The organism is Moorena producens PAL-8-15-08-1 (genome assembly GCF_001767235.1).
GTDB classification, from domain to species: Bacteria; Cyanobacteriota; Cyanobacteriia; order Cyanobacteriales; family Coleofasciculaceae; genus Moorena; species Moorena producens_A.
Genome location: NZ_CP017599.1, coordinates 3,712,774 through 3,733,935 on the forward strand (window position 1 = coordinate 3,712,774; position 21,162 = coordinate 3,733,935).

22 protein-coding genes are annotated in these 21,162 nt (G+C 43.3%); 16 read left to right on the forward strand and 6 right to left on the reverse strand.

The window, feature by feature from the left end; all coding sequences use genetic code 11:
- The first annotated feature begins 40 nt into the window (after positions 1-40).
- Positions 41-397 (forward strand): carbon dioxide-concentrating mechanism protein CcmK, encoded by a 357-nt coding sequence (locus BJP34_RS13810; RefSeq protein WP_008181384.1) that lies wholly within the window; start codon positions 41-43, stop codon positions 395-397.
- Positions 398-507: 110 nt separating this feature from the next.
- Here the strand turns inward: BJP34_RS13810 and BJP34_RS13815 are convergent, their stop codons facing one another.
- Positions 508-774: a hypothetical protein gene (locus tag BJP34_RS13815; RefSeq protein ID WP_070392847.1), complete on the reverse strand. Its 267-nt coding sequence runs from the start codon at positions 772-774 to the stop codon at positions 508-510.
- Positions 775-1,096: 322 nt separating this feature from the next.
- On the opposite strand from BJP34_RS13815, the gene ahcY reads away from it, so the two are divergent.
- From ahcY to BJP34_RS13840, 5 genes are all read left to right on the forward strand, one after another.
- Positions 1,097-2,374, forward strand: a complete 1,278-nt coding sequence (gene ahcY, locus BJP34_RS13820) for an adenosylhomocysteinase (RefSeq protein ID WP_070392848.1) — start codon at positions 1,097-1,099, stop codon at positions 2,372-2,374.
- Positions 2,375-2,476: 102 nt separating this feature from the next.
- Positions 2,477-2,824: a hypothetical protein gene (locus tag BJP34_RS13825; protein WP_070392849.1), complete on the forward strand. Its 348-nt coding sequence runs from the start codon at positions 2,477-2,479 to the stop codon at positions 2,822-2,824.
- A 51-nt stretch (positions 2,825-2,875) separates the two neighbouring features.
- The gene (locus tag BJP34_RS13830; RefSeq protein ID WP_070392850.1) at positions 2,876-4,093 is read left to right on the forward strand and encodes an RNA-guided endonuclease InsQ/TnpB family protein; all 1,218 of its coding nucleotides are present in this window, start codon (positions 2,876-2,878) and stop codon (positions 4,091-4,093) included.
- Positions 4,094-4,398: 305 nt separating this feature from the next.
- On the forward strand, positions 4,399-5,202 hold the full coding sequence (locus tag BJP34_RS13835; RefSeq protein WP_070392851.1) for a DUF928 domain-containing protein: 804 nt from the start codon (positions 4,399-4,401) through the stop codon (positions 5,200-5,202).
- Positions 5,203-5,282: 80 nt separating this feature from the next.
- Positions 5,283-5,906, forward strand: a complete 624-nt coding sequence (locus BJP34_RS13840) for an exopolysaccharide biosynthesis protein (protein WP_070392852.1) — start codon at positions 5,283-5,285, stop codon at positions 5,904-5,906.
- Between the two features lie 529 nt (positions 5,907-6,435).
- Here the strand turns inward: BJP34_RS13840 and BJP34_RS13845 are convergent.
- The 3 genes from BJP34_RS13845 to BJP34_RS13855 all read right to left on the reverse strand — a co-directional run bounded on the left by BJP34_RS13845 (position 6,436) and on the right by BJP34_RS13855 (position 8,350).
- On the reverse strand, positions 6,436-6,816 hold the full coding sequence (locus BJP34_RS13845) for a DUF760 domain-containing protein (RefSeq protein WP_070392853.1): 381 nt from the start codon (positions 6,814-6,816) through the stop codon (positions 6,436-6,438).
- 170 nt (positions 6,817-6,986) lie between these two features.
- The gene (gene scpB / locus BJP34_RS13850; protein WP_070392854.1) at positions 6,987-7,460 is read right to left on the reverse strand and encodes an SMC-Scp complex subunit ScpB; all 474 of its coding nucleotides are present in this window, start codon (positions 7,458-7,460) and stop codon (positions 6,987-6,989) included.
- A gap of 14 nt (positions 7,461-7,474) precedes the next feature.
- Positions 7,475-8,350 (reverse strand): ABC transporter ATP-binding protein, encoded by an 876-nt coding sequence (locus tag BJP34_RS13855; RefSeq protein WP_070392855.1) that lies wholly within the window; start codon positions 8,348-8,350, stop codon positions 7,475-7,477.
- A gap of 479 nt (positions 8,351-8,829) precedes the next feature.
- Between BJP34_RS13855 and BJP34_RS13860 the strand changes: the two genes are divergently transcribed.
- From BJP34_RS13860 to BJP34_RS13880, 7 genes are all read left to right on the forward strand, one after another.
- On the forward strand, positions 8,830-10,338 hold the full coding sequence (locus BJP34_RS13860) for a hypothetical protein (protein WP_083305160.1): 1,509 nt from the start codon (positions 8,830-8,832) through the stop codon (positions 10,336-10,338).
- A gap of 312 nt (positions 10,339-10,650) precedes the next feature.
- Positions 10,651-10,800, forward strand: coding sequence for a hypothetical protein (locus tag BJP34_RS43225; RefSeq protein WP_158517199.1), 150 nt, complete (start codon positions 10,651-10,653; stop codon positions 10,798-10,800).
- An 89-nt stretch (positions 10,801-10,889) separates the two neighbouring features.
- A complete protein-coding gene (locus BJP34_RS13865; RefSeq protein WP_149030967.1) occupies positions 10,890-11,432 on the forward strand; it encodes a hypothetical protein in 543 nt (180 codons plus the stop codon).
- 19 nt (positions 11,433-11,451) lie between these two features.
- Positions 11,452-11,640 (forward strand): hypothetical protein, encoded by a 189-nt coding sequence (locus BJP34_RS43230; RefSeq protein ID WP_070392857.1) that lies wholly within the window; start codon positions 11,452-11,454, stop codon positions 11,638-11,640.
- Positions 11,641-12,027: 387 nt separating this feature from the next.
- On the forward strand, positions 12,028-12,171 hold the full coding sequence (locus tag BJP34_RS43235; protein ID WP_158517200.1) for a hypothetical protein: 144 nt from the start codon (positions 12,028-12,030) through the stop codon (positions 12,169-12,171).
- A gap of 56 nt (positions 12,172-12,227) precedes the next feature.
- Positions 12,228-12,470, forward strand: a complete 243-nt coding sequence (locus BJP34_RS13875) for a hypothetical protein (RefSeq protein ID WP_149030968.1) — start codon at positions 12,228-12,230, stop codon at positions 12,468-12,470.
- A gap of 39 nt (positions 12,471-12,509) precedes the next feature.
- Positions 12,510-13,862, forward strand: coding sequence for a serine/threonine protein kinase (locus BJP34_RS13880; protein ID WP_070392859.1), 1,353 nt, complete (start codon positions 12,510-12,512; stop codon positions 13,860-13,862).
- A gap of 177 nt (positions 13,863-14,039) precedes the next feature.
- On the opposite strand, the gene BJP34_RS13885 is transcribed toward BJP34_RS13880, so the two are convergent.
- Both BJP34_RS13885 and BJP34_RS13890 read right to left on the reverse strand, forming a co-directional pair.
- Positions 14,040-14,906: a DUF928 domain-containing protein gene (locus tag BJP34_RS13885; protein WP_070392860.1), complete on the reverse strand. Its 867-nt coding sequence runs from the start codon at positions 14,904-14,906 to the stop codon at positions 14,040-14,042.
- Positions 14,907-15,226: 320 nt separating this feature from the next.
- Entirely contained in the window at positions 15,227-17,479 is a 2,253-nt protein-coding gene (locus tag BJP34_RS13890) for a CHASE2 domain-containing protein (RefSeq protein WP_070392861.1), read from the reverse strand.
- A 623-nt stretch (positions 17,480-18,102) separates the two neighbouring features.
- On the opposite strand from BJP34_RS13890, the gene BJP34_RS13895 reads away from it, so the two are divergent.
- From BJP34_RS13895 to BJP34_RS13905, 3 genes are all read left to right on the forward strand, one after another.
- Positions 18,103-18,504 carry a DUF2282 domain-containing protein gene (locus BJP34_RS13895; protein ID WP_070392862.1) on the forward strand — a complete coding sequence of 134 codons (402 nt, stop codon included), beginning with the start codon at positions 18,103-18,105 and terminating at the stop codon, positions 18,502-18,504.
- Between the two features lie 332 nt (positions 18,505-18,836).
- A complete protein-coding gene (locus BJP34_RS13900; RefSeq protein ID WP_070392863.1) occupies positions 18,837-19,775 on the forward strand; it encodes a DUF692 domain-containing protein in 939 nt (312 codons plus the stop codon).
- A gap of 343 nt (positions 19,776-20,118) precedes the next feature.
- Positions 20,119-20,898 carry a DNA-binding domain-containing protein gene (locus tag BJP34_RS13905; protein WP_070392864.1) on the forward strand — a complete coding sequence of 260 codons (780 nt, stop codon included), beginning with the start codon at positions 20,119-20,121 and terminating at the stop codon, positions 20,896-20,898.
- Positions 20,899-21,162 lie beyond the last annotated feature (264 nt).

Here is a 21,162-nt window from a genome sequence, read left to right on the forward strand (position 1 = left end):
CCTGAGTTTCAAATAATTTAACAAAGTAAGGAGTTTGGCTATGTCCACAGTGGCGGTTGGATCTCTCGAAACCAAAGGCTTTCCTGGTATACTCGCAGCAGCAGATGCTATGGTTAAAGCCGGTAGGGTTACCTTAGTAGGCTACATCAGAGTTGGTAGCGCCCGCTTCAATATCAATATTCGCGGGGATGTTTCCGAAGTAAAAACAGCTATGGATGCCGGGATTGCAGCCGTCGAAAAAGCCCATGGCGCTACCCTGGAATCCTGGGTGATCATTCCTCGTCCCCATGAAAACGTCGAGTGTGTTCTGCCCATTGCCTATACTGAAGCCGTTGAACAGTATCGAGAAGCTGTAGAAAATCCCATCATCGGGCGGGGTAACGGTTTTTCTCGTTAAGCTTTTTGGTTTTAGCTAAGCCCGCACCAAGCCCATGTCCGACCCGATAGCAGAGCGGTTATTGAATGCGGGTTGAAGCTACATTTCTGTCAGGATCGGATCCGGTATAATCATGCTACTAATCCTGATGGTTCCGCTTCCACAGGAAGCACTGGCAAATCAACCCGCACTTTCATTGCTTGGGGCTGTGCTGCTTTCTCTAATACTTCTACCTCAATATTAACTGCCACTAAATAAGAACCAGTTTGATCTGCCACAGCTTGGGAAATCAAACCAGCAAACTCTGGTCGTTCTGCGGTAATGGGATCTCTTAACGTACACTGCTCCCATTGGTAGTCGGCATTGGGATTGATGCTCAGAATATAGTGCTTCTTCATGGGGAAAAACCTTGATTAGGGGTTTACATCAGATCAGCTGACCGTCAACTCGCTATCTTCTATTATAGTACAAATATACTATTTTAGTACTGGTCAGTAGTTACTCCTATGATGGTTTGCTGCTATTGACAAAAAATAGCGAATTTACTACATCGAAATGAGTTGTTTATCACCCGTTGATGGTAGAAATCTGTAAACTCTCTTAAAGAACAGCGGGTTTAATCAGAATTTTGATAAAGCTTCCTCATCCACTGGCACTTTCTCGAACACGTTAAACTAATCAAAGCTAAACTAAAAAACGTTAACTAAAACACAAAACCTGATGATTGCAACTGCTAATCGGATTAAACACGAAGTTAAAGACCTATCTCTGGCACCAAAAGGAAAACAGCGGATTGAATGGGCTGGACGGGAGATGCCAGTGCTCAAGCAAATCCGAGACCGCTTTGCCCAAGAAAAGCCTTTAGAAGGAATTCGTTTAGTTGCTTGCTGTCACGTAACCACCGAAACTGCCCATTTAGCGATCGCACTCAAGGCTGCTGGTGCTGATGCTCTGCTGATTGCCAGCAACCCTCTGTCAACCCAAGATGATGTAGCTGCTAGCTTAGTGGTTGATCATGAGATTCCTGTATTTGCCATCAAAGGGGAAGATAACGAAACCTATCACCGCCACGTTGAAATTGCCCTGGATCACAAACCCAACATCATAATCGATGATGGTAGCGATGTTACCGCCACTCTGGTAAAAGAGCGCCAACACCAGCTCGGTGATATCATTGGTACCACCGAAGAAACCACCACTGGCATTGTCCGTCTGCGGGCTATGTTCAATGACGGGGTGTTGACATTCCCGGCAATGAATGTTAATGATGCTGACACCAAACACTTCTTTGACAATCGCTACGGTACTGGTCAATCTACCCTTGATGGTATTATCCGCGCCACCAACGTGTTGTTAGCTGGTAAAAACGTGGTTGTGGCCGGTTATGGCTGGTGTGGCAAAGGCACAGCACTTCGAGCTCGGGGACTGGGAGCCAATGTCATTGTTACTGAAATTGACCCCACTAAAGCCATTGAAGCTGTAATGGATGGCTTCCGGGTAATGCCGATGGAAGAAGCTGCTCCCTTAGGTGACTTGTTTGTCACAGTTACTGGAAACAAGCACGTGATTCGCCCTGAGCATTTCGAGGTGATGAAAGATGGCGCAATGGTGTGCAACTCTGGTCACTTCGATATTGAAATTGACCTCAAGTCCTTAGGGGAAATGGCAACGGAAGTCAAAGAAGTACGGAACTTTACCCAAGAGTACTGTTTGAAAAATGGTAAATCCGTTGTGGTACTGGGTGAAGGACGCCTGATTAACCTGGCAGCAGCTGAAGGTCATCCCAGTGCGGTGATGGACATGAGCTTTGCTAACCAAGCTTTGGCTTGTGAATACCTAGTCAAGAACAAAGGATCCATTGAACCAGGTTTACACTCTATCCCTGAAGCAGTGGATAAGGACATTGCGCGGTTGAAGTTACAAGCAATGGGCATTAATATTGACTCCCTAACCCCAGACCAAATCGAGTACATCAACTCTTGGACTTCTGGTACCTAAAACTAGGGTAATCCCTTTACGATACTGGTTCAATAATCCTGATATCCCTGATCGGGTAATGGGTTATGGGTAATTAGGTAATGGGTAATGGGTTATGGGTAATTGGTAGTTGACAATGACCGACTATCGATTGCCCTGACCGGCCTAAACGATTTAACAAAACTCGCTATCCATCCCCAACCTACTTCGTTGAGGTTGGGGATGGATAGCGAGCCAGAAAATTTATATTATGCCTTGATTTATTACTGTGAAATAGATTTAATAGTAATTAAGGTCGATTTTGAAGTTACCGTAAGAATAAAGAAGCCTTGTCTTGATGCAGTCGCTCATGGGGGAAACCCCCAAGACCGCGCAAATCACGCTAATCACAAAGATTTAACCAAAGGTGCGCTTTCCGTAGGCGAATTAAATTCGCCACGGGTCGCACCTCTTTTATGCATAGCCGACTAACCATAAAGGCTTCTTTATTCTAAGGTTTCATCTCCTACAAGGTTGAGTGCAATGAAACATAAAGCCGTTAAAGTTAGAATTTATCCCACACAAGAGCAAGTCCAAGTGTTAGCTCAACATTTCGGATGCGCTCGTTGGTGGTGGAACTATGCTCTGAATCAGTGCATAGAAACCTACAAAGAAACTGGCTTTGGGCTAAAGCAATCTGCACTCAACTCTATGTTGCCGAAACTCAAGAAACAAAAAGAGACTGAATGGCTAAAAGATTGTTACTCTCAGGTTCTGCAATCTGTAAGTCTCAATCTTAGTCGTGCTTACCAAAACTTCTTTGAGGGTAGAGCTAAGTATCCTAGGTTCAAGTCGTACCATCACCGTCAATCAATTCAGTATCCCCAAAACGTAAAACAGGTAGGCGATTGCCTTAAATTTCCTGGAAAGCTGGGAGTTGTGAAGGCGGTAATTCATCGCTCACTGGACGGAGAGATCAAGACTGTAACAGTCAGTAAAACTCCTTCTGGAAAATATTATGCTTCTGTATTAATGGAGTATGAAGGGGATAGAGCAAAGTCGTCCAGTGATGGGAAAGTGATTGGCATTGACCTGGGTGTCAAGGATTTTGCAATCACATATGATGGCGAAAAGACCTCTAAGTTCAGTAATCCTAAGCATCTGGCTGAGTACGAAAAGAAGTTAGCCAAAAAACAGCGTATTGCTGCCCGAAAGAAAAAGGGAAGCAGTGGGCGCAAAAAGGCTGGAAAGATTGTAGCTAAGGTATACGAGCGAATTGGAAATGTCCGCCAAGACTACCTACATAAGCTGTCCAGAAAAATAGTGGATCAGAATCAATTAGTGGTAGTCGAAAACCTAAATGTCAAGGGCATGGTTCGTAACCACAAATTAGCTAAAGCAATTTCTGATCTGGGTTGGGGAACCTTTGTTAACTTTCTTTCTTACAAGTGCGAAAGAGAAGGAAAAGTGTTGGTTGAAATAGATCGATGGTTCCCTAGTTCCAAAACCTGCTCTAATTGTCATTACCGAATCAAGGAGTTGCCACTGGATGTTAGGACTTGGACTTGTCCAAGCTGTGGAACTCACCACGACAGAGATGGTAATGCGGCAAAGAATATTAGAGCAGAAGGGATTAGAATGCTATCCTCCTCTGGGACAGGGGAGGTTAACGCCAGTGGAGAAGAAGTAAGACCAAGGCGCGGACGTCCGTCTAAGTTAAGGCATTCTTCCGTGAAGCTGGAAGCCCCGACCTGGCCGTAGGCCACGCTTTCGGCAAAGCCGTTCGCGAAGCGTGGCCTACGGCCTCCGCTGCGCGAACGCGAACAACGAAGTAGGTCGGGGTAGTTCACAATGGCACCTCTAAAAACTTTTGTATCCTTGACAACGAATAAGATATAGTATAGAGAGGGTTTTGAACGGCAAGTTAAGATCAACCCTATAGGTAGAATAAAATAACAAACTTATATTGACTCTTGCATAAATCTTTAAAAAGAGGGTGATAAATACTATACGATAGCAAAAATTGACTTTTGCAAGAGGCCTATTAATGAGTAGGGTGATTGATTATGATCTGGCAACAATCTCCAACCTATCTGGCAGTGCTGACTACAATGCTCTCGGCTGCACTGGTAACTGACTTCACCGCACCCCAGTTACTGGCACAGTCATACCCACACCATGAAGTGGGTGCATACTTCCCACCACCACCAGAGCGAGGATCACCGTCTAGAACCCTTGGGGCTGGGACACATATGATTAAATTTCCACCAGTACCAGAACGAGGAGAACCTAGAAGAACAGCAGGAGGAGGGTCTCGTAGCTATTCCTGTACTGACAGCGACGACATCCCTTTGACTGCTATCGTGCCTGCCAATAATCTGGTCACAACCGTGGCGGCTAATCCGACACTGTTCTGGTATGTTCCCAAAACTACAGCCTCCGAAGCAGAATTTGTGTTAATTGATGACCAGAATCAAGAGGTTTACCTGACCAGCGTGAGCCTGGATAACACGAACGGTATTGTGCAACTGAGCGTACCGACAACCGTACCTCTGACCATGGGTAAGAAATACAAGTGGTTTTTCGTACTCGTTTGCGATCCTCAAGAGCGTAGCCGAGATCATTGGGTTCAAGGAATTCTAGAGCGTACTGAACTTAGTCCAGAATTAGCGCTTAATCTAGAGCAGGAGCAAAATACCTTAGAACAAGCCAAACTATATGCTGATGCTCTGATTTGGCAAGAAACTCTGACTACTATCGCCCAGTTACGGGATTCCCAGCCCCAAGCATGGGTAGATCTGATCAAATCAGTGGGCTTAGAAGCGATCGCTAACAAACCGTTTCTGAATTGCTGTACAGCTAGCAATTAATCTGATCAGTAATGTCAGGGTAAGTGCTAGAAAGATTAGTATAGATTAGTATATTAACTTTTATAACTAATCACTACTAAATGGCTAAACTCTCTGTAGAACTACAGCGCTATTTTTTTGAGGAAGAGCAAGAGCCTCAGGTAAGGCTGGCAGATATTTTGACCCTAGCGGGGGAACGTATCTTTGGGTTTATATTCGTTATCCTATCTCTACCTTCAGCTTTGCCAGTTCCAGCACCGGGTTATTCGATTCCCTTTGGAATTGTGATATTATTGTTGGCTATTCAGCTCATCGTTGGTGCCAAACGCCCCTGGCTACCAAAGAAGATCATGAATGGGAAAATGAAATTGGAAACCGTGCAGGGTTTTCTGAAAATAGGACTCCCTTGGTTGCGGCGGATTGAGGCAGTTACCCGTCCTCGCCTAACCTATATTTGTACCAGTTTGCCTGGTCGGATATTTATGGGGAGTGCGATCGCATTAATGTCAATTTCGATGATGATTCCGATTCCAGGGACAAATACCGTTCCAGCGATGGGAATTTTTATCACTGGTTTTGGCTTAACTGAAGATGATGGCGCAATTAGCCTAGCCGGTTTAGTGGTGTGCCTGATCGGAGCAAGCCTCTCCATCTCAATTCTGTTTGCTCTATGGTTTGGTGGCACAAGTCTAGTTGACCAGATTAAGATTTTGCTGGGTCGTTGAAGTTCTGTGCATCCACTCCGCGTCGAAGGTTTTGTTTGGGTTAGGGTAATGGATAATGGGTAACAAACTTCGCCGCAGTTGTCGGTAACGTTGGACAAGGGAACTTTGGATCAGGCCAGAATAATTGACGCAAACAGTATAATAAAACTACTAAGGTTGCTAGGTCTAATCGATAATCGGTAACAAGTCATCGGTAATAAGTAATCGGTAATGGCTAATCACAATTACCATTTACTCATTACCTATTACTCCTTGATTTACAATATCTGAAACTATTGATGCTACCGGAGATGATACTATCTGAAATAGTTAAATTTGACCATGCACGGTTATCCTCCTCTATAGGCTAATCCTCCCCTGGGATCCATCTCGACCTGGGTCTAAAAAGGAAAAAGGGACAATAGATTGTGATAGTATCATCCCTTTAACCTATTCCGTTTAGTCTTTTTCCCAAGTTAATCATTCTGAACATAGTGCCATTCACTGGTGTGTACCTAACGAGCGTAGGTATTAAACCAGAGGACATCTATTATGACTCAGTTGGCTTTGGGGAATCGCTACGCTTTTCACTGGGCCGCTTCTGAGGACGTAAGGGAGTGGAGTTGGTTAAGTTGTCTTCAAGAACCATACGCTGTTCCATCTGACGGAGAAAATAACCAGTCATCATGGCTGACGCCAGCAATCCAGCTAAATTTTCCCGATCAGTGGTGATTTGAACATTAAAGTTTTCTGATGGCAGCATCCCTACTAGCCCCTGAACGTTCTGAGAGATGATTTGTTGGATTTCAGGGCTAGCAGACTTCGCAATCCTTGCTAAAACATCAGAAGGTTGATTCTGGAGGTATTGCAGCAGTTGGTTCGCTTGAGGCTCTGCTCCTGGGGAACTTAGAAAATCGGGGTTGAATACCATTAGGAATTTTAGGTTTGACCTGCTTCATCTCGACTTTTCTATACTCTAAACGATTGTGAGATCAGCTGAATCAGCTTTCGGGGATAAATCTAACTTTTTTCGGTAGAAATTCTGAGTAAAAAAGCTTACTTAAAGGAATCTTGAAGTTTTTGTAACCCTTAGCATAGCTTCTATTGGGGTGGCAATAGCTGCTCAACTTCAAAGTGTTGATGAAATTTTTCGGTAACTTGTAACCAGTAGGAACGCCCCTCAGTTTGTCTACGTTTCTGGACAAAATCGAGTTCGACCAGTTCCTGGATATGTTGATACGCTCCACTACCACGAAGGTTGACTAGGTCAGCTTGGGTAATCGGACCTTTAAGGGCGATCGCAGCTAAAGTCCTCAAAGCACCTGTGCCCAATTCAGCGGGAATTAAGTTTTGCAGTAATTTACTAAACGTGGCTCGTAACTGTAAGCTATACCCAGCAGGGGTTTCCACAACTTCTAAAGCACTGTCCCGGTGGGCATAGTCTGCCATCAGTTCAATCAGGCCATCCGCCACTTTTTCGCGATCGCATTGGGCATACTCTGAGATTTCCTCTATAGAGACGGGCTGTCCCTTCAAGTATAGAATCGCTTCAATTTGGGTAGCTAAACGAGGCATTTTTTTATTCGCTTCTAATCCAATTGGCGTCCTGTCAGTTCAACAAAGATATCTTCCAAGTTGGAGGGACGAACCATCACACCAGTTTTATCAGGTAAACTTTCGAGATAGCCACTCGCTTGTTCCAGAGTCGGAAAAAATTTGTATTCAAAGCGTTCTGAGAGTTGTTTGATCAGTAATCCTTCCCCATGTTGGTGGCGCAACTGTTCAAATGTACCTAATTTGATTAGTCTACCAGAATCCATGATACCGATCCGTCCTGGCTTGCCAGCGCCATAGCGATCGCACAAAAACTCCACTTCTTCCATATAGTGGGTAGTTAGCAATATCGTCATACCTTGGCGATTCAAATCCCGAATAATTTCCCACAGGCGACGGCGGGTTTGGGGGTCTAATCCTACTGTCGGCTCATCCAAAAATAGAATCTTCGGTTGATGTAACAGCGCTCTAGCAATTTGCAACCGACGCTTCATTCCCCCAGACAGAGTTTTGACTAAACTATCCCGTCGGTCTATTAGCTCTACATACTCTAACCACTGATTAATCAGCCGCTGACGCCCAGGATTGGCAATGTGATGCAGCCGTGCGTGGAGTTCCATGTTTTCCCAGACAGTCAGGTCAATATCCACGCTAGTTTGCTGCAAGACCACACCAATATTTTCCTTAACCTGATCTTTTTCTTCTACAACGTCGTAACCCGCTACCTTAATTTGACCCTTGGTCGGTTCAGTTAACGTAGTTAGCATCCGAATTGTCGTGGATTTACCAGCACCATTCGGACCAAGCAAACCAAATATCTCTCCTGATTCAATCGTAAAGGAGAGGTCATTGACTACAGGGACCTTATCGTAGATTTTGTAGATGTTCTGGATGGAAACAGCTGGGGGCATAGATTCCTTAGTATGTATGATATTGAGTCAACAGGCTTAAGGTAACCTGCTTCTACACCACAGGTTAGAAGCAAATTATATCATGTCGATCTGATTACCCTTAATCAAAAGAGCAGTAATAGCCAATTTCCCCACAAATACCACTGCTACAGTTGTAGTCATCGATATTAACGGTCATGTCATGAACAGGGTATTCATTTTAATATTATATCTTCAATGATTAAACTTAATTGTTATTATAGATAACATTTTTAATAGCTATGAGATAATTTTTTACCTTATTCTCTATTTCCTGTGCCCTATTCCCTTTTCCCTGTTCCCTGTTCCCTAAAACCGATAATTTTTTACCTGATGAGGAAAGATAATTGCTATAGACAAATCATCAATCTGTAGGTTAAAACAAATAGGGGCTGTTGCTTTGGTTAATCCATGAGTTATCAGCTATAGTTATTGACTTTAATTGGAGAATTTAGTATAGTATGGCAATATTTCGGATTTCAGGTCGGGTAATCGATCCAAACACCAGTGGCTTCGTTTCAGGATTACGGGTTGAAGCATGGGATAAAGACCTTATTTTCAAAAACTTCGTGGGTAGCGCCATCACTGATCACCATGGCAGCTTTGGAATGGAATTCGATGAATCCTATTTTCAAGAACTGTTCTCTGACCAACGACCAGACATTTTTTTCAAAGTATTTTGTGATCAGCAACTGGTCAAAAGCACCGAGGATTCAGTGCTGTGGAATTTGGACATTGGCGAGACTGAAGTCTTGATAACTATAGATAACTATAGCAAAGATAATGTTTACCAAAAATCCCTCCAAGCTGCTGAAAAAGATGCTAAAGAGAATCCCAAACTATTATATATCGGTATTGATAATTCACCATACAAACAGCAAATTAAAGATTATCCCTCCCGCCTGACCCAGAAACCGGATGGTAAACATCTAGTGTCTGGAATTAAAGCGGATCAGACCTTCAGTCCTTATCCAATCCTGGGGCAACTTCCAGAGATTGATCAGCAAGGGTTAGAGTTTCTCCATCAAGACATCAAAGAAGCTTGTATCTGTGTTGGTAGTTTTGTAGACCAAGAGTTCAAGGTAAAATGGTTGGGACGAAATGCCCTAAGTAATGATGAATTCTGGAGTGGTAGTAAGATTATCCCCATTATTAATCTAGTGTCTCGCCTTAATAGCAAATCTCCTAATGACGATCTTGATAAGTGTACAATTCGAGGCACAGACCAAGCTGGAAATCAACGAGATATTCCCGTTTGTGATTTAATTACAGATGTGATCAGTTATAACTACAATACAGCAAGTTCTAATTGCTTAGGGGCAATGTTAAAGCGCTTTGCTCCCCAAATGGACTTAGAAAATTGGCTGAAACAGATTACAGGCAATAATAGCCTGATTTTCCGTGGCCGATATGGGGAAAAACCCTTTATCGAGTACCCCCAGTTGTTTGGTAGCACAACCAAAAGCATAATTCTAACTGCTGACCCTGAACCCCCTCAATGGGCAAGTAATACTATATCCGCTTATGATTTAAATCGGATGATCTCAATGGTAGGTTGGCATAATTACATACCGGAACCATGCCAGCTACCCGGAGTTAAGTGGGATAGTCTCGAAAGTATCATCAGAGCAATGGGCAACGATCCAGCTCGGTTAATTGATTTAGCTATTAAAGAGTTGGGTTTGTTGAATGTGATTGACTCAACCGTGATTATCTCAAAACTCGGCAACGGAGTTACCAGTATTAGGAACAGAACCGAAGCGGTTTATGTCGCGCTAGTTAAATTAGTTAAGCCTAGTCTTGACGATTCCCTCAAGCCAGCTAAATTGATTACCTTCAGTATGGCGCTACGGGGAGCAAAAGTCCTTGAGCCAAGAGATTTCAATCGTGAAGCGGTGGAACTTGATGCCAGAATAGCAACAGAAGTGACAGAGATTTTGCGCAGAGCGGTAATGGATGAATTGGTTTGAATATAGTGTCAATTGGGTGAAGTACATAATTTTGGGATTTTAGGGAACAGGGAGCAGGGAGCAGGGAGCAGGAAAAAATCCTGTGTACTTCACTTGTGATCAGAATTGCTATAGCCAGTTTGATCAATTTTCACGGTAAGTGTCCTGTTACTGTCTCAAGTCCAAGTAAATGTAAGTAGTTATATCAAGTCCGGTTAATCACCTCCCAAGTAGTCTCTGGATTGGTGGTAATCGGTAATCGGTGATGGGTAATTATCAACTAGCAATTATCTATTACCAATTATCTATTACTATTACCCCAGAAGGGATATCATGATTAGTCAACCGGACTTGATATTATATAGCGTTTCTAGGACTCATGAGGTACACATAATTGTTTCACTCTTGGCTCTTAGCTCTTGGCTCTTGCTTAATCCCTGCTCCCTGCTCCCTGCTCCCTGCTCCCTGCTCCCTAAAACCTAGATACCTGTACCTCACAAGTCATAGAATTGCTATATCATGGCCAGAAACGTTTTATGCTTGGGTTTTTTAGGGTCGGGTTTAGACAAAAATTGAAAGCCGTGTGGGTACAAAAAACTAAAGAAAAAAAGTATATATTCTCGTCTAACTACTACAAAATTTTCTTGGATATCCAAAGACGATGTGACTTTCAAATTTCTTTTTCAAAGTTTCTTTTGTCCCTTTTTTTTGTTCTGCAATATACTATCCCCATTTTTTTAGCGGCTATCGCAGGTATTACCGCAGGTAATGACTTGTTGGTCACGTTTATTCAAGAATTTTTGACTGCTGATCAAGCCGAAAATATCGTCAAGTTTTTTATATTTTTTATTAGTGTATTAGGAACATTATTCGGTACCATAAGTGCGACAACTAACCCTTCCGAAAGCTATGATAATGCAGCAGCGTTTCATAACAAATTTTCTGAGTTTAAGATTAATTTAGCCATAGATATGAGAAATCTTGAACTTACCAATGCTATGGAGGAAGATTACCTGCAGCTTCTGAAGGAAAAAAATGCTAATCTTTCTGAATTGATTGAGGAATATAATCAAAAACGGTCGATTGATAAGAATCAAGTAGGCGGAGACAATTAAGAGGGGGGAGTGTGGGGAGATGGGGAGATGGGGAGATGGGGAGTGTGGGGAGATGGGGAGATGGGGAGATGGGGCTTTCAAGGTGAAGTTTCCAGATCCGCTGTTCCCTGTTCCTTTTGCTATATATAGCGGACGCAAAACAAAAAACCTAACAACATCCCATACTCAGCACGCTCAGCTATATATAGATGAATGGATTTTAAGCTGATATCTGGAATAGTACGGTTGACAAATTACAAACCTGTCGCTATAGTCAAACTATTGATATCTCCAAGCTGGGCAGGCTAAGTAAAAACACTTCTATCTACGTAAAGCAGTGTTTTTAGGTTTAGCAAAGGCGCAAAGGTGATTGGTTGGAGTTTTCTGATGCCACTTTTACCTTGGAGCCAAAGTAATGATCCTCAAAATAATAAGTAAATAGGTAAGTCCTGATCTGGTCTTAAGCCTTATATTAGCAATCGCCTTTGGCGCTTATGCGATTGGCCTACGGCCACGCTACGTGATCGCTAATTATTTCCTAGTAGCCAACAGTCGTTACTTCTAGGGATAAATAGCAATTGCGTCACATCCAAATTGTTTGGATACAGGCGGTGCCATGGCTACGCCAATTGTTAGCAACGATTGCTTAGGCTTAGGAACTTATTCCAATCAGCAACGCCGAAATTATCACTACAGTAATCAGCGATCAACCATCAGCGATCGCAAAAGCGATGAAGCAAAGCTTCCGCGCTTAGCGTGACCTACGGTCAATCAGCTAACACGCTACTTGAAAAGCTGCCCAAACTGCTATTAATAATGACAGCAACAGAGCTGAGCCAAAAGATGTGGGTCGCTCATGGGCTTATACCAATTTTAGTTATTACCGCTATAGATAATGATGGGGTGATAAGCGCGTTTCGTGTAAGAGATGTAAGCCTAGAAGGTATTTTTTTATTGTCCAATAAAAATCCGGATATCTTTCCCCTTTTGCCTTTTGCCTCTTGCCTTTTGCCTTTTCCCGCAAAAAGTGTGTTTACAACCCAGATACAAATGCTATAGCTGAATCCTGACACAAATCACATTTTTAGGAGACAGCCAATGACATTACTACATCAGGCAAGCACAATTATTGGTAACCGCTATCGCATTGTTGCACCCTTAGGTCAGGGTGGCTTTGGAACAACCTACGAAGCTGAAGATTTAACTAACTACAAGCGAGTAGCCCTCAAAGCCATCTCCCTGCGCGATCTAGAAAACTGGAAAGGGTTAGAACTTTTTGAAAGAGAAGCTAAAATCCTGGCTAAGCTAAACCATCATGGTATCCCCAAATACTTAGACTATTTCTACATAGATACTGCTGATGACCGCCGTTTTTACCTAATTCAAGAATTGGTTGGGGGTCAATCCTTCAGTGAGTTAGTCAAAAAGGGTTGGTACCCTAGTCAAGGGGAAATCAAGGAAATTGCTTTCCAGATTTTGGACATTCTTGAGTACCTCCATCAACTGAATCCAGCTGTGATTCACCGAGATATTAAACCACAAAACCTGATTATAAATTCCAAAGGTAACGTGTTTTTGGTGGATTTCGGTGCTGTCAAAGATGTCTATCGTAATACGTTAAGCTACGGTGAAACATTTGTTGGCACTTTTGGCTATATGCCACCAGAACAATTTCAAGGACAAGCATTTTGTGCTTCTGATTTATACAGTCTAGGAGCAACACTATTGTTTTTGTTAACCCATCGCTCTCCTGCCGATCTACCTCAGCAGCGACTAAAGATTGATTTTCGTGGTTCAGTGCAGATATCACAGCATTTTGCTGACTGGTTAGAGAAGATGCTAGAACCAGCTGTAGAAGATCGATTCCAGTCTGTGGAGGAAGCGATAGATGCCTTACGGCAAAAAAAGTCAATTTCCAGTTCTTTGTCTGGTTCTATAATACCACAGCGGCAACAACCTGCTGGTAGTCGCATCATTTTTACAAAAAATTACCAGCGTTTGGTAGCAGAAATTCCGCCCTGTGGATTAAAGGATGATAACTTGCTATGCGCTCTCTTGATATTCTATGTACTTAAAGTTATTAATAATTCCTGGATGATGGAGACAATTACAACTATTTTTTGGGCTGTATATTTTATTAATTTCTGTATTATTTTGCTAGTTATATTGAAACTCTTCTTTGATATTGCTGGTGAGATATCTTTGGAAATTAACCGATATACCTTTAGGATAGAATGGCATTTATTTGGTTTAAGCTTGCGACAAATTACAGGACGTACAGTAGATCTTAAATTTGTTGAAGTGGATAGTAGTGTGAATTTCCTAGGTCAAAAAACTATTACCTGTGCGATTTGGGAAGGAGTCCAACAACACAAATTTGGTTCAAAACTTAGCAAAGTTGAGAAACGATGGTTGGTTGAGGAATTGCGCGACTTCCTCGCAGTCATATAGCGCTACGCTTAGCGTCAGAAGTCAGAAGTCAGAAGTAAACACTGATACCAAGTTGCGGTCAAACATACAACTTTCTCTTCCCCCAATTTCCCCATCTCCCTATCTCCCCATCTCCCTATCTCCCTATCTCCCTATCCAAGCAATCTACTATCTTTGAATACAACTCGGTATGACCGACTACTGTGCCACACTACCCAATCCCACTTGCTCCAACAGAGCGATAAAATCTGCTCGAATTGAGGAGTCATTGGGATTAGCAGCTTGAGCCTGGTAAAGGGCATCAAGGGCATCAAACCAAGCCCCTGCTTCGGCATAGATGATTGCTTGTTGATGCAGTAACTCAGAGGTGGAGCTGTTGGTATTTGCAGCAACAGCTGCTAGCTTTTGCTCTAATTCTGGGGGTGGTGATACCCGCTCAATCCAGCTCGTATGATAGGAATTGTTAGACGGGTTTTCGCGATCGCATTCTAGGGTAACAAACCACATGTATATGTTCCTGTCTTTTGCCTCCAGTCCTGGTGGGTTTGCGATCAGTTGTGGACTGTTTTCCGGAAGTTCTACTGAGATCATCCCTACCTCAGCGGAGTCAATCTTTTTCTCAAATATTGTCTGGTGTTCTACTGTGTCCACCAAGGTAAATACTATTGGTACGTCTACAGGCTCGGACAAATACCATAAAAATCTAGGATGACCAGATATAGTTTGTGCAGCGACTTCCTTTGAAGGAATTAACAGCGTCACCAATTCACTTGGTAACTGCTCACACCCGCCTCGTGAACCAGACCCATTACTCTTTCGAGGAGCGCTATCGGTTGGTGGAATAAATCGTAAGCGTGAGCGTTTAGCTGAACTATTTTGGGAACTATTTTGGGTTTCAGATGAGTTATGATTAGAATCTGCCACCTGACCGTTGACAGATTGCAACCCTTGAGAATAGCTTGGTTTAGGGGTGAGTGTGCAAAACAGCAGTACAATCAGGATTGATGTTGTACATGCCCATGTTGTACGCCCGAATAAATTAATAATGTTAGCGGTATTTTTCATCAGTTTATTGAATTATTAAACTAGAATAGACAATTACAAGAATTAGCATTAATCCTTAGTAAAGCCTGAGTTTAAGCTTAATTGTTTCAGAGATATAATTTTTTGGTGCCATGGATTTCTAATCTCAAATCCCGCTGACTAGTTTTCCTGTGGCAGGGAAACGATCACTCGTATTATCCCGCAACCAACACAGGGTTTTTCTAGCAGCGATTAACTAGACTTGAAATTAGACCAAATTGCCTGGAACCAGGTAACTTTTTATACCCGAAACCCTTGAGCCAACTCAACGGTGACTAAATTAGACTTCACAGAACTTAGGATCAATTCCTGATTACTGACTGGTATATAGATTCTAGTTTTGCTGATATCTCCGGAGGGACAGCAGTTAACCGGATGTAAAAACTTCCCGGTTCTGCTGTTTTTTCTAAAACCTTGGCGTAGATGTCCTCACTGGGTTGGTTCACATTATCTGGATCGAGTAAGTTGAGCTTAATATTACTGAGTGCCTCAGGGATAGCAGAGATTTCGCTGCTGTTAGCACGAAGCTTAGCTCCCTTACTTGAAATCTCTACTAAACGTCCAGTGTAGACGGAATTACTGATATGCTTTCCATCTAGAAAAGCATAATTAAATTGTAGCTCAATTTTTTGGTTAACCTGGAAAAACGTTTCTTGCTGTTTGGGTAAAAATAGGTTATAATTATGCCGAATTCCACCCACTTCATAGATAGTAATTGGCTGTTTAATTCCCTTGGGTTTTACCTGTATTTGACCGTCAATTCTTAAGCATTCGCCAGTTTCTTCCAAAGTGGAAGAAGAAATCATAACTTGACCACCAGTTGTATAAGATTCGATCCGGTAAGCCAGGTTAACGGCGCTGCCAATGACACTATATTTGGTGCGTTTTTCGGAACCAATATTCCCAAGCACAACCACACCGGTATTGATACCGATGCCCATTTCCAGTTTTGGATAGCCCAACTGCTCGATTTCTTCATTGACACTAGTCATGGCTAACTGCATCGCTAGGGCACAAGCCACTGCTCTGTGGGCATCATCCTCTTGGAGGGTGAGAGCACCAAAAAGCACTAAAATCCCATCCCCCATGAACTCGTCGATAGTTCCTTGATAAGCAGTAATCACATCCGCCATGTGACCCAAATAGATGTTGAGGATTTTGACCACCTCTTGGGGATGTAACCGTTCTGAGATGGCAGTGAAGCCTCTTAAATCAGAGGTCAAGATCGTGATTTTCCGGTTTTCACCCCCGAGTTTTTGTTTGTCTGGGTTCTCCAGCAAATCCGCCACCACTTGGTCAGTTAGGTAACGTCCAAAGGTGTGACGAATCTCTTTAACAGTGCTAGCAACGTAAGCTGTGATGGCAATTGCAGACCCACTTAAGGCTAACAATGGCGGTATCACCGGGAGCCACCAACCCCCCAAAAACGCTCCATAGGTACTTCCGAATAATGTCCCTGTGGCCACCACGGTAATCGCAGTTCTCCTCAATGACAGCCCTCCGAGACCCCCAAGATAGCGCCATTTCCAAGTTAGAATCGCACCAACGACAGACCAGCCTACAATCCACAGGATTTCCACAGGCTCAGACCAGGTTTTGAGCAAGGGACGACCATTTTCCACAGCACTAATAATTTGGCTGACCATGTTAGCTTGGACTTCCACACCAGCCGTTGACTCCCGGATGGTAGTGTCATTACTGTAGGCGGTGTAGAAAAAGTCATTTAAACTGACCGCAGTTGCACCAATTAAAACGATGGAATCATTGATCAAGTCATCTGGAATGTTATCTTCCAGAATGTCGGTCATGGTTACCATGGGGAAGGTTCCCGCTGCTCCGCGATAGTTCAAGAAAATCTGGTAACCGCCATCATCGATTCCCACATAACCGCCATCATTGCTGGCCAAAGGGCGAAACATGGCCTTGCCCCACTGGAAAATTCTGGGATCTTGCTGTAATGGTTCAGGAAAAAGGTTTTTTGACTCTAGATAAATCTCCGCTAGGAGCATACTAAAGGAGGGCTGTACGCCATCATTTATTTTCAAAGAAAGTAAGCTGCGCCGCAGGATACCATCCATATCATTTACGACATTATTGGCACCTACGAGACCACGTTCACTGAGAATCGGTGGAGGAGCCACGGAATTGTCAGGGTTGTCTTGATCGATGTATTCGATACCAACTAAGTTGGGTGTGGTTTCAAACACCCTGCGTAACTCACCATGACCGGGTTCAACTGGAAAATCCCGATACAGGTCAAGACCAATGGCTGCAGGATTTTGAGCTTTGATTTTGTCTAAAAGTCGGGCAAGCATCCGATCAGTGATTGGCCACCGTCCAGCACCCTTTAAATCTGCCTCACTCATAGCCACAATCACAATCCGTTCATCTGTAGGTTCCTTCGGACGCCAACAAAAGTATTGGTCGAGAGCCGCTAGTTCGTAAGGCTGTAACCAGCCGAGTAGCCTGAATGCGATCGCAATTCCAGCCACCACCGGTGTAGTAATTAGAACACCGCGCCATTCCCATAGTTGTTGTTTTAGTGGTTGCCACATCTTACATTTTTCAAGTGGGTGAGGTACTTTTGTTATTGGTTTTAGGGAACAGGGAGCAGGGAGCAGGGAGCAGGGAGCAGCGGTTCTCGGAGCAGGGCAGAAACTTCAGATGTACCTCACGCTTACGAGGAAACTATTATTACGGTTGAACCTCAAAAAATGGTTTCTTCTGGAAAGGGTGATTGACAATGATAGAGCTATGAGTCACTACAAGAGCATTAGTGGGTGCATCTCACTTTGGCAAAAACACTTAGCACAATAGAAGGCTAATATCATGTTATGATAGTTACCCTGTCTTGATGCAGTCGCTCATGGGGGAAACCACGGCAGTCGCTCATGGGGGAGACCCCCAAGACCGCGCTGCCTTCCCAAGACCGCGCTGCATCGCTTAATAAAAATCTCCCCCATCTCCCCATCTCCCCATCTCCCCATCTCCCCACACTTCCCACACTTGCGGGAGTGATAGATTTACAACAAAAAGCTGATAGCTGATAGCTTAAGTCCTTTGTTTCCAAAGGTTTTCAAATTTTCTATCCTATTTTAATAACTTTCTCAGGGTTATCTCATACTTTTCAAAGACTCGGTTAAGATAGGTTAAATACTTTAAATAATAATTACATAGATTGGAATTAAACCAACACTGTTTTAGGTTAATTCTGTCTACGGACTTACGAGTCAGTTCTGATATTCGGGAGAGTTATGTCATGAAAGATATGAAAAAAACTGTAATGGTGAGCGCTGCCTTGACTAGTGTCTTGGCTCTAGGTTTAGGTGTAGCATCTGAAAACGCCTTGGCCGGTAAGGAAGGAATGGAAAAATGTGCTGGTATCGTTAAGGCGGGTCAGAACGATTGTGGCACCAGCAAGCATGATTGCGGCGGGATGGCTAAGGTAGATAGCGATCCCGAAGAGTGGATCTACGTTCCTGAAGGCACTTGCAAAAAGATTGTTGGTGCCACGATTGTAGGAGAACCAACCTCCAGCCAGGAAACTGAAAAGCCAACCGAGAGTGCGCAAGCCAATTAAACCAAGCTATCAGCAGGCTGGGCACTCAGCTATCAGCTTATGAATCATGGCTGAGTAGGGTTATGTACACAGATCCCCCCTAACCCCCCTTAAGAAAGGGGGGAATTAGATTCAGCTGAGTAGGGTTATGTATACCGATCCCCCCTAACCCCCCTTAAGAAAGGGGGGAATTAGATTCAGCTGAGTAGGGTTATGCATACCGATCCCCCCTAACCCCCCTTAAGAAAGGGGGGAATTAGATTCAGCTGAAATGCTTCGTGCTGATACCTTACCACTACCATGGATAAATCCTAAAAATAATGCCATGAAAACAATGTCATGAAAACAATGCTATGACAACTCACCTTCCTTCAGCTTCAATTAACGGTGCTGGAATCGGTTTACGCTCCGCCCATTATCAAGATATCCTTACTCATAAACATACTATACCTTGGTTTGAGGTATTATTAGATAATTATTTAACGTCTCAGGGTTTACCACTCCACTTTTTAGAAAAAGTCCGCCAAAACTATCCCGTTACGTTACATGGCGTCGGTATGTCTTTGGGGTCAACCGACCCTTTAGATTTAGAGTATTTGACAAATTTAAAAGAGTTAGCCCAGCAGATTGAACCAGCATACATTTCCGATCACCTATCCTGGATTTCCGTTAACGGTCACTATCTTAACGATTTAATTCCTCTTCCTTATACCGAAGCGGTGATGGAACATGTAGCCCAACGGATATTGCAAGCTCAGGAATTTCTAGGTTGTCGCATTTTGATAGAAAACCCATCGGCTTACGTGAGTTTCACAGATTCAACCATGCCAGAATGGGTATTTATTCAACAATTGTTAGAAAAAGCAGATTGTTACTTGCTGCTAGATGTCAACAATCTTTATGTCACTGCTACTAATCAAGGATTTGACCCCCTTGATTACCTGAATACAATACCAGCAACCAGGGTCAAACAAATTCACTTAGCAGGGTATGAAGAACGGGAAGACTATCTATATGATACCCACGGTTATCCTGTTCATCCTCCAGTGTGGCAATTGTATCAAGCAACATTAGAGCGCTTTGGTCCAGTGCCTACTCTGATTGAATGGGATACTGATATCCCAGCTTTTGAGGTATTAATGACTCAAGCTAGTAAAGCTCAGGAGTATTTAGATCAGGTAAGTATAACAAAGGGAACAGGGAACAGGGAACAGGGAACAGGCAGTCGGGAGTCGGGAGTCGGGAGTCGGGAGTCGGGAACTTCGGAACAAAAATTATCACAATTTATTTAGGATACCTATATATAGCATTTCTAAATAGGTCATGAACAATCTTGCTGATTTCTCATATAGCACTACCCATTAAGGTTAGGACATTAATACAAGCTGAAAAGCTTTTGTAGTAAACTTTAGCATGCATGCCTCTTGCCTCTTGCCTTGCGCGTAGCGCTATAACATCAAAAACTATTCGGAGCTCTTTACTACTGTTCCCTGTTCCCTATTCCCTATTCCCTACTCCCGTCTTGATGCAGTCGCTCATGGGGGAAACCCCCAAGACCGCGCTGCATCGCTACTCCCTACTCCCTACTCCCTGTTCCCTGTTCCCTTTGCTATAACCTTAAAAACCGATATAATCATGGAATTAAGGACACTACAACAGTTATTTTACGATGCTGTTTTTGAAAATAATCCTGCCAGTACACAAACCCTTGCTCAACACATCAAAGCAGCTAAACAATTGACTCCTGCTGAAGGGTTAGCCATTTATCGTAGCAGTGTCCTAGGCAACCTGAGCCAAACCTTAATGTCAATTTATCCAGTCTGCTGTTGTTTGGTGGGAGAGAAATTTTTTGAGGGAACAGCGAGAAGCTATATCCAACGCTTTCCTTCTCTATCAATGGATTTAGGAGATTATGGTGAGCACTTTCCTGATTTTCTGGCCAATTTTGAGCCAGCCAAACAGTTACCCTATTTACCAGATGTAGCGCGGTTAGAGTGGCACTGGCATCGGGTGTTTAATGGTGAAGAAGCTACCAAGTTAGATGTCCAAGCATTGAGTACAGTTCCCCAAGACAAATGGGGAGAACTGATTTTCCATTTACCTAAAAATAGTGTTCTGATCGAGTCGGCTTACCCGATCCATCGCATTTGGGAAGTTAATCAGCCTGAATACGAAGGTGATCAGCAAGTCAATTTGGATGAAGGGGGGATACAACTATTCCTCTGGCGCAATGGTTATGATATGCGCATTGAGCTGCCAACAAAAGCAGAATGGCAACTGCTGAAAGCTTTTCAAGGGGACAATCGATTTGAAGCCATTTGTCAAGACCTGGCTGCTGATGAATTAGCTATTGATGTAGCATCTGAATTACCGCAATTTGTCCAACGTGGATGGATTGCCAGGTTTTCGATTTAGACGTCTCCTTATAAAGAAGGATTTCAGCTTATTTCCGTAGAACAGGAGTGGGGACTTAGTAAATAGTTAGCGTTACTTTGCGTCTGTTTTCGGTAGCTTGCGGATATATTCGCCGCCTGAGACATAGACCAACCATTGACGTCTGCGTTCGAGCTTTGTAGCTGACCGTGTTCATGTTGTGAAAGCCTTACTTTTAACCAGTATTCGCCCTTGCTCATTGAGGGGTTTTGTTGGTATAATACTAGGTAATAACAGGCTAACACG